Consider the following 8,527-nt stretch of genomic DNA (forward strand, 5'->3'; position numbering starts at 1 on the left):
GGCTTGTAAGGGCTTGGCCTTACAAGCCGTTTAAAATTAAAGTGGGTTATTAATTTTAACCACTGTTTTACCAAAGTTTTTGCCGCAAATCATATCGTTGAACGCGCCTACTGTATTTTCGATGCCTTCTACCATGTGCTCACGGTATTGAATTTTTCCGTCTTGTAGCCATTTTTGCATGTCTTGTGCAAACTCGTCGTAACGGTCACCGTAATCATCAAAAATGATAAAGCCTTGCATTTTAATACGCTTAGTAAGCAATTGACCCATTAGCATACCTAAACGGTCTGGGCCTTCTGGCAAGCTAGTAGCGTTGTATTGCGATACTAAACCACACAGTGGTACGCGCGCTGCGGTATTTAAGAGTGGTAGTACGGCGTCGAATACTTTACCGCCCACATTTTCGTAGTAAACATCAATGCCTTTATCGCAGGCTTTTTCTAGCTGCTCCGCAAAGCCATCAGCTTTGTGATCAATACAGGCATCAAACCCTAGTTTTTCAACTGCTTGTGCACATTTTTCGCTACCACCAGCAACACCCACCACTTTACAGCCTTTAATTTTAGCTATTTGACCAACGGTTGCGCCTACAGGGCCTGTTGCTGCTGCAACAACTACGGTTTCGCCTTCTTTAGGCTGGCCAATATCAAGTAAACCCATATACGCTGTAAAGCCAGGCATACCCATAATACCTAATGCGTATGAAGGGTTTGCAGGTTCTTTACCTAATTGCATTAAGCCTTCGCCGTCGGTAATGGCGTAGTCTTGCCAACCGGTGTAGGCAAGGACCCATTCACCGATCCTAAACTTATCGTTTTTAGACTCTTCTACTTGGCACACTGTTGCGCCAACCATTACATCGCCAATATTAACTGGATCTGCGTACGACTTAGCATCGCTCATACGACCACGCATATACGGGTCTAGTGATAGGTAAATAGTGCGTAGTAAAACTTCGCCGTCTTTTAATGCAGGAAGCTCTACCGTTTTTAATTTAAAGTTTTCATCTGTTGGAGCGCCATTAGGGCGTGATTCAAGAGTAAGTTGGCGACTAGTCGTAGACATAAAAGATCTCCTATTAATATAAATAAACTACTTACCGAATGTTCACGCTTTAAAAATCGTGTTCAGCTAAACAATAATGCGCGGCTAAGCAGTATGAATATGTACAATTCGTACCTTGATAAAGGAGTTTTGGGCGGGTGGTTGATAATTCAACCTTTGCGCAGATTTAATTAGAGTAATGAGTCTGCTTTGAGCTTACTAAATATATGATTGTTGTAAAACACCCCGTTTTTATAAATGGCCTGTTTAAGCACAGCCTCTTGCTCAAAGCCGCTCTTAGTAAGTGCCTTCATAGAGCCAGTATTACCAGCAAACACAGCGCCAAAAATTCTATTTAGGTTAGATTGCGCAAACGCTTCTTCGCAGGTAAGTTCAATAGCGCGAGTAATAATGCCTTGCCCCCAATAGGTTTTATTTAGCCAATAACCAATTTCGCCACTGTGGCTGTATTCAAATTCGCCGGAAGTTATGCCAATACAGCCCGCAAATTCCCCATTTACAACAATGGCCTTAATAATACCGTTTTTTGAGCCTTGGTTTATCCACCAATCAGCATCGGCTTGCGTATACGGAAACGGAATTTTTGACGATAAGTAACGAGTCACCTGTTCATCATTTAAGGTGTTAATAATAAAAGGCGCGTCTTGGGCTTTAAAATCTCTGAGGGTGATCATATTTTTCCATAAATTTTTAGTATGCACGCTAACTTAGCAATCATTTAAGAGTTAAACAATCAGAACCTAAATTAAACGGTTTACGGCTATTACTTTGTTTTAAAGTCCTCTAATATAAGCAAAATATTACACCTATTTTAGATGCCATTATGCACCCTCACATTAAAGCGCTTTATAACAGCGCCCAAAAACCAAGCCGTTTAATTATTGGTTTAATGAGTGGCACCTCGCTGGATGGGCTTGATGTTGCACTGTGTAAAGTAACAGGCGCGGGCTTAAATACTCACATTGAGGTTTTAAATTTTACTACTGTTGATTACAACGACGATTATAAAACTAAAATAAAGCAGGTATTTGCCAAACGAGAGTGCGATTTAGAGCTTGTAACTTTACTGCACCCGTGGGTAGGTAAACTCCATGGCAATATGGTTAATCAGTGCTTAGCTAAGTGGAATATAAACCCAGCAAGTATTGATGTAATAGCAAGCCACGGGCAAACCATTTACCACTGCCCGCAGTCGCAGCATAACCACAAAAGCTTTACTAATGGCACCTTACAAATTGGCGATAGCGACCAAATAGCCGTTACTACGGATATTACAACCATTGGTGATTTTAGGCAAAAACACATAGCCGCAGGAGGCGAGGGCGCACCACTGGCTGTGTATGGCGATTATTTGTATTTTTCGAGCGCTGCTGAAAGTCGGATTTTGCTAAATATGGGCGGCATAGCTAACTTAACGTTTTTACCCAAAAATGGTGATGCAAACGGCGTATTTAGCTCCGACATTGGCCCAGGTAATACCATTATGGATGCGTACGTACAGCAACATTTTAAAGATATGCATTATGACGATGGCGCAAAAATAGCAAAAGCAGGCAAGGTAAATACGCCATTATTGAATGCATTATGTAATAACGCGTTTTTTAAACTCCCAATGCCTAAAACCACAGGGCCTGAGGTATTTAACTTAGCGTATTTAAACGCCGCACAGCAACTTACAAATACTCACCATTTAAGCCATGAAGATATAATGGCCACCTTAAATACCTTTACTGCAACCGTTATAGCAAATGCATTAAACGAGTGTGCAGAGCGCGCACAAAATTGTGTGGTGTATGCAAGTGGTGGCGGTATTCATAATTCGTTACTAATGGCGCAACTTACAGCGCTTTGTCCACGTATTAAGGCGTTTAAAAATACTGACGATTTAGGTATAAATCCCGACGCAAAAGAGGCCGTGTTATTTGCTATTTTAGCAAACGAATGTCTAGCAGGAGAGCAGCAACACCTAAGTAATACTGCACAAGGTATCGCGGGAGTCACTATGGGTAAAGTAAGTTTTGCAGACTAATAACTTATAAATCTGCAAAGAGTGCAGCCAGCACTAAAACAGCGATAAAAACGTAGATCCCATACTCGCAAAATAGCTACGAATACCTTGTGGTTTAGTCCGTTCTACATTAACAAAGGGTGCGCAGTAACCTTGTTCAAATGCGTTAATATGCATATCGAATTGTAGGCTGTTTTTTAAAGTTGCGTGTTTACCGTGCAGCATCATTTGCATTACAAAGCATTGGCTTTGTGTAATTTGGCTCAAAGTAAGGTTTACGTAATCACGTTCAAGATCTGCATTAGTGAGTGTGTGCTCACTAAAGTACTGTGCACCACGCGCACTTGGATGTGTTGCGCTAAGCGAAATTATATCGCCCTCATTGACTGCATCAGGCAATACACATTGCAGTGTAATATTATGCGCAGCATTGGCTGTAAGCGATAATTTTTCGTATTCCATGGTGTGGCTCATAGCCGCAGACATCGGATCTTCAAATGATTGCAGTGCAAATGTTAGTTGCACTAAAGGTGTACTCATCTTACTTAATCTTCTAGAGTGTATTCATTTATCGGATAAAGATTATCGCGGATCAAAGTTACAGAATTATGACTAATTGCATTGATTAGTACAATTATTGAGTGGTTTGATCAAAAAGGATCGGTCCTTTTTTACTCGATTTTGAAATCATTTCTCAATCAGAAATTATAAGGTATGAAGTTAATATTTGACGTGTAGATTCGCCTTGTTTTCACTGGAAGTCTCTGGTGAGAGAGAAATAAATTTAAATATAATCATGTCTCAATGTGTTAGTAAACCTCTTAACTAGTTCAGTTAGATACACAGTCTGTTTTTTACAAAGTAGAATATTTGGATATAGTTTCGAAATTAGAATACTCTGATAACTTACATCTAATTAGAGCTTTTGAGAAGTATTGGCTATGATTCCAAGTAACTACATCAAAACATTTTAGTAGCCTTGACGGTCGATTTTTGATGTTGAGTGACCATGCGAGGTCGTAATGTTCTAAGGCCAAATATAAGGGAATTATTTAGAAAGAAGTGTTTTATTTTTAACCATATAAATAGGTGTTATTGTATGTCGTCAACAGTGTTATCTGATTCCTTTCGAGGCATTGTCTATTTTACCGCAGCGGCCAAAAATGAAAGCTTTACCGCAGCAGCTGAAGAGTTAGGTATTTCCAAATCAGCATTAGGTAAAAGCATTGCTAAATTAGAAAATCATTTAAACACCAAGCTTTTTCATCGCACAACTAGGAAACTGAGTTTAACTACTGAAGGAGAGGCGTATTTAGCAAGCTGTCAATTGGCATTAGATACCCTTCAGTCAGCAGAGTTAGCGTTACAATCAAAATTATCCCAACCTTCAGGTCGAGTACGAATCGATGTGCCAGCTGCGTTTGGTCGCTCTTTTGTGTTACCTGTTTTATTGAAGCTTGCTGAGCAACATGCACAATTAAAACTAACAGTAACTTTTAATGATAAAATTATTGATCCTCTCGATGCTGGCTTTGATTTAGCTATTCGATTTGGTGCCATTAAAGATAGTGGTGATTTAGTTGCTAGAAAACTGACTTCTCAACATTTGATTTTAACCGCTTCTCCTGCTTATTTAGCACGTTTAGGTACCCCAACGAGTCTTGCTGAGTTAACAAGCCATCAGTGCATAGTGGCTTGGCGAGGCGGTAGTTCACTACATTGGTTAATTAAAAATACCGATGGTGATGATATGCGCTTTCATCCTAAGCCCTTTCATCAAATTAGTGATGGTGATGCTATGGTCGATGCTTGTATTGCTGGCGCGGGAATCATTCAGTTCCCTAAGTCTTTGCTTCAGCCTTGGCTAGATGAAGGTAAGCTAGTACCAATTTTGCCAGAGTTAAATCCTGCTTCAACTGAGTTACATATTATTTGGCCAAAAACAAAACATCTCCTGCCCAGTGTCAGGTTTATTATTGACGAATTTGTACGCTTATCAGATGAGGGTAATTTTAATTAATTGTAGAAATTAATGCTACTTAGAGTCTCCTTTTTACGTATTTATCTACTTATGCGTCTTTGTTATGCTGTTTTCGTCATATCGTTGACGAGTTAACACCTATCTAATTAAAGGAGATACCTAATGCCAGTAGTTAATATTCAAATGTTTGAAGGTCGTGATCATGCTAAACAAGCGATAGCAAAAGAAGTGACAGCATCAATAGCTAAACATGCTGATGTTGATCCGCAATATGTTTACGTTATTTTTAATGATGTAAAAACAGAAGATTGGGCTATTTCAGGAGAAATTTTTTGCTGAAACGCTAAAAAAATCACCATAGGTATACAGATATAAATAAGCCATTGATGGAGTTAGAACTATAATCAATGGCTCTCTTCTATACTTTTTTTACAAATACCTTTCATTATTGCTTATGCTGAAGATACACAGAAATTGTTTTAATAGAGTCGCAAATTAAAAGCAGCTAGTTTAAACGCTAACGGCGTTGAATTTACTTGCAATAGGCCAGCTATTGACGCGTAAATTCGCCTTGTTTCACTGAAAACCTCTGGCTAGAGAAAATAAATTTAAATATCACCATGATTCAATACGTTAGTAAATCTCTTAACCAGGGGGCAGGTTAAATATTTTTATTTAGAACAATTATGTATACGTGTTTTTGCTGGTTTTAGCGCAATTCTCTTGTCGATAAATAGCCCTCATATATAAGCTGGTTATTTATAAAAAGAGTAATATTCACAAGTGTATAATTTTATATTAGTGCTTTTCTTGTATTATTATCGAGAAAACCCATCCACTAATACATGGTATTTAGCGCCAAATACGTCCAGTCTCTCACGTAAATTGTTATCTGGAACACCGTAAACATTTAATGCATAAATATCAACCAAGGATAAAAAAGCTTTCGCGAATGGCGCAAAACTTTCATCAATATGACTGATGATTGACGCTATATTTTTATATCTCTCAACGATGTGAATTTTTTTCCCATCTTCACTGATATTATATGTGTACGTTAAAGTGCCAGGCTCCTTTTTTACAACATCCACAATTTTATAAATGAGTTCTTTGAACTCTATTAATTTACCTTCTTTCACATCAAGAAAAAAATTGCACGTTATTTCATTTTTCATAAATACTCTCCATCGAGTTAAATTTTATACAGCCTGAAGGAAGAAAATAGTTATTTTCAAGTACAACTGTTTAAAAATCATTATAAATGCAGTCCTAAAGTGGATAAATAGGCTCATTTTCGACTCAGAGTGGAATTTTAATCAACAATTATAAAAACATGATCTTGTGATTTAATCTGCTCATTGTTGAGCTCAAATTTAAGCGTTCAAATAACCTAAAGCTTTTAACCAAACGACCGATAAATTACTTAATAGAGTTTAGCGATTAGGGATAATCATGGTTAATAATGCATTTGGCAGTTTGGCTAATTTAAACACTTTGCTTGCCCAATCAGTTAATAACACTAACCAAAGCTCTGTGACTCCTACGCTACACACCAGCGGCGATCTTCAAGCTATTAATGATTTGCAAACTAACGCGCCAAAAATATCCGATGAGCTACTAAGCCAGCTAAACAGTGAATCGATAGCTAGTAATCAAAAAGTAGAGGACGTTTTACAACAGCAGCTTACCTCGTTATTTACTATTTCAAGCACGCCTAGCATGCTTAACTATAAACTCTCCGATGAAGAACTCGCCCTACGCACCGTAATAAGCTCTCAGCATGAGGGGTTATTAAAAAACGAAAACAGCACTCAATTAATTGAGCGATTAAATACGTCGGTTAAAAACATTCAGGGCGCGTATGCTAATACCAGTGATATTTTATCGAGTTTAGGTCAGCTTGGGCATGAGCAAAAAACGTTTTTAGCCTCAAGCCAGCAACGTGTTGAGCGCTCACTTAATCCATACATGGAAAGCCTCAATCGCGCAAAATACGAGGATGACGATAACTACCTGTTTGAGCTCTCGGTAAAAACTAAAGAAGGTGATGTTATAAACATTACCTTTAACTCATCGCAAGGTTATGACGAAAAAACAGGTGAAGCGATAGATGGCTTTGGCATAAGTTACGAAGTTAATGGCAATTTATCTGAGGCTGAACATGGCGCTTTAACGCAGGTTATGGCGGGTGTTGGCGAAATGGCCGATGAATTTTTTAAAGTGAGTGAGAATTCATTTAATCCTATTATAGTGCCAAACCAAACAGACATGAGCTTAGATTTTTTAGCGGGCTTTAATAGTGAGCAGTTAGCCGGTTTTAATGTGTCGTTTTCAACAACGCAAAATGATGAGCTTGATACTGCCCAGAATACGCTTGATTTAAGTTATTCCATTGATGAAGCATCAAACCAGCAAGCACTTGTGTTTAAAGCAGTAGGTGGGAAAAACGACATTGATTTTGCACTCGATATGTCAACCATTGGCGCTAAAGACACGCAGCAAATGCAGCAGTATTTAGCGTCGCTTGATCAAAGCCTAGAAGATAGTCGAGTTAATAGTAGTGAGGACGATAAAAAATCGGCATTTGGCCGCAAAGGCGACGAGGCAATGCAACAAGGCTTTGCATTGTTTAAAGGCGCGTTTACAAGTATTTCGTCAGCGGCTGAGCGTTATAGCAATTTGGAGTCGCTTGCAGATCAGCACTTTAATGACGGGCGCGCTATGGTTGCCGATTTGGTTGATAACATGATTACAAACGATGCCCGTTACCAAGGGCTTGGTAATAAGGCGCCAAATACATTAGGAGCGGGTATTTCTAAGCTCGCTGATTTTGATGCTACATTTTCTTATGCGCTTGATAACGGCGACTATCAACCTAAAAGTACAATTGAGCTAAGCCAAGCGACTGAACAAGCCCAATTAGGGGAACTTAGCGGTGTAACGCAAAGTAAAAATGTAAGTAGCCACTTTGATTATCAATACAGTCGCCCTGATTATTACGACAAAGAAGAGAGTTATAACGTAAACACCGCCGTTAAAAATAAAGAGCTTGTGGGGCTTAATCAGTCTCACGAGGTTGATGTTGATACAAAAATGTTTGAGTTTAATCCGCAAACTAATCAATACGAGCTGCAAATGGCGATGCAAGAGCAAACTGTTAGTAAAAGCGACATTCGCTTAATTGACGATATTTGGCTTGAAGAAAACGAAAACAGCTACAACATGAATAAAAAAGAGCGTGTTGAGAGCGACGAAAAGCAAGACGAGTTTAAAAAAACAAGCAGCCATTCTCATAATAAACTAGTTACCTTAATTGGTGACTTAGATAAGCTAGCTGAGAATAAAAACGTAAGGCGAGAATATTTAACTAACTTATCGCAAGTTAACTTTTTTATGGCCTAGATTCAAATTGTAAGTGCATAACTTGTTTTGACTAGATTAAGTGGTCAGTTGCTCATAAGCTAACTGCTTTT

At 38.6% G+C, this 8,527-nt stretch carries 8 protein-coding genes; 4 read left to right on the forward strand and 4 right to left on the reverse strand.

Annotation, left to right across the window (positions count from 1 at the left end; translation table 11 throughout):
• Positions 1-36 precede the first annotated feature (36 nt).
• Together NRL14_RS03670 and NRL14_RS03675 are read right to left on the reverse strand one after the other, a co-directional pair.
• Positions 37-1,065, reverse strand: a complete 1,029-nt coding sequence (locus NRL14_RS03670; RefSeq protein WP_306724036.1) for an NADP-dependent oxidoreductase — start codon at positions 1,063-1,065, stop codon at positions 37-39.
• A 170-nt stretch (positions 1,066-1,235) separates the two neighbouring features.
• Positions 1,236-1,739 (reverse strand): GNAT family N-acetyltransferase, encoded by a 504-nt coding sequence (locus tag NRL14_RS03675; protein WP_306724037.1) that lies wholly within the window; start codon positions 1,737-1,739, stop codon positions 1,236-1,238.
• A gap of 149 nt (positions 1,740-1,888) precedes the next feature.
• On the opposite strand from NRL14_RS03675, the gene NRL14_RS03680 reads away from it, so the two are divergent.
• Positions 1,889-3,094 (forward strand): anhydro-N-acetylmuramic acid kinase, encoded by a 1,206-nt coding sequence (locus NRL14_RS03680; RefSeq protein WP_306724038.1) that lies wholly within the window; start codon positions 1,889-1,891, stop codon positions 3,092-3,094.
• A 33-nt stretch (positions 3,095-3,127) separates the two neighbouring features.
• Here NRL14_RS03680 and NRL14_RS03685 read toward each other — a convergent pair whose 3' ends face one another.
• On the reverse strand, positions 3,128-3,613 hold the full coding sequence (locus tag NRL14_RS03685; RefSeq protein WP_306724039.1) for a hypothetical protein: 486 nt from the start codon (positions 3,611-3,613) through the stop codon (positions 3,128-3,130).
• 559 nt (positions 3,614-4,172) lie between these two features.
• Between NRL14_RS03685 and NRL14_RS03690 the strand changes: the two genes are divergently transcribed.
• Positions 4,173-5,093 (forward strand): LysR family transcriptional regulator, encoded by a 921-nt coding sequence (locus tag NRL14_RS03690; protein ID WP_024604337.1) that lies wholly within the window; start codon positions 4,173-4,175, stop codon positions 5,091-5,093.
• A gap of 123 nt (positions 5,094-5,216) precedes the next feature.
• Positions 5,217-5,393 carry a 4-oxalocrotonate tautomerase family protein gene (locus tag NRL14_RS03695; RefSeq protein WP_306724040.1) on the forward strand — a complete coding sequence of 59 codons (177 nt, stop codon included), beginning with the start codon at positions 5,217-5,219 and terminating at the stop codon, positions 5,391-5,393.
• Between the two features lie 479 nt (positions 5,394-5,872).
• Here NRL14_RS03695 and NRL14_RS03700 read toward each other — a convergent pair whose 3' ends face one another.
• Positions 5,873-6,229: a putative quinol monooxygenase gene (locus tag NRL14_RS03700; RefSeq protein WP_007377423.1), complete on the reverse strand. Its 357-nt coding sequence runs from the start codon at positions 6,227-6,229 to the stop codon at positions 5,873-5,875.
• 277 nt (positions 6,230-6,506) lie between these two features.
• Between NRL14_RS03700 and NRL14_RS03705 the strand changes: the two genes are divergently transcribed.
• Positions 6,507-8,456 carry a hypothetical protein gene (locus NRL14_RS03705; RefSeq protein WP_306724041.1) on the forward strand — a complete coding sequence of 650 codons (1,950 nt, stop codon included), beginning with the start codon at positions 6,507-6,509 and terminating at the stop codon, positions 8,454-8,456.
• Positions 8,457-8,527 lie beyond the last annotated feature (71 nt).

The sequence above is a fragment of the Pseudoalteromonas sp. 20-92 genome, assembly GCF_030847595.1.
Classification (GTDB): domain Bacteria; phylum Pseudomonadota; class Gammaproteobacteria; order Enterobacterales; family Alteromonadaceae; genus Pseudoalteromonas; species Pseudoalteromonas fuliginea.

Bases quoted from the DNA above. Each gene is read 5' to 3' on its own strand.
- NRL14_RS03670 (WP_306724036.1), bottom strand. From the start codon at position 1,065: ATGTCTACGACTAGTCGCCAACTTACTCTTGAATCACGCCCTAATGGC.
- NRL14_RS03695 (WP_306724040.1), top strand. From the start codon at position 5,217: ATGCCAGTAGTTAATATTCAAATGTTTGAAGGTCGTGATCATGCTAAA.
- NRL14_RS03685 (WP_306724039.1), bottom strand. From the start codon at position 3,613: ATGAGTACACCTTTAGTGCAACTAACATTTGCACTGCAATCATTTGAA.
- NRL14_RS03690 (WP_024604337.1), top strand. From the start codon at position 4,173: ATGTCGTCAACAGTGTTATCTGATTCCTTTCGAGGCATTGTCTATTTT.
- NRL14_RS03700 (WP_007377423.1), bottom strand. From the start codon at position 6,229: ATGAAAAATGAAATAACGTGCAATTTTTTTCTTGATGTGAAAGAAGGT.
- NRL14_RS03705 (WP_306724041.1), top strand. From the start codon at position 6,507: ATGGTTAATAATGCATTTGGCAGTTTGGCTAATTTAAACACTTTGCTT.
- NRL14_RS03675 (WP_306724037.1), bottom strand. From the start codon at position 1,739: ATGATCACCCTCAGAGATTTTAAAGCCCAAGACGCGCCTTTTATTATT.
- NRL14_RS03680 (WP_306724038.1), top strand. From the start codon at position 1,889: ATGCACCCTCACATTAAAGCGCTTTATAACAGCGCCCAAAAACCAAGC.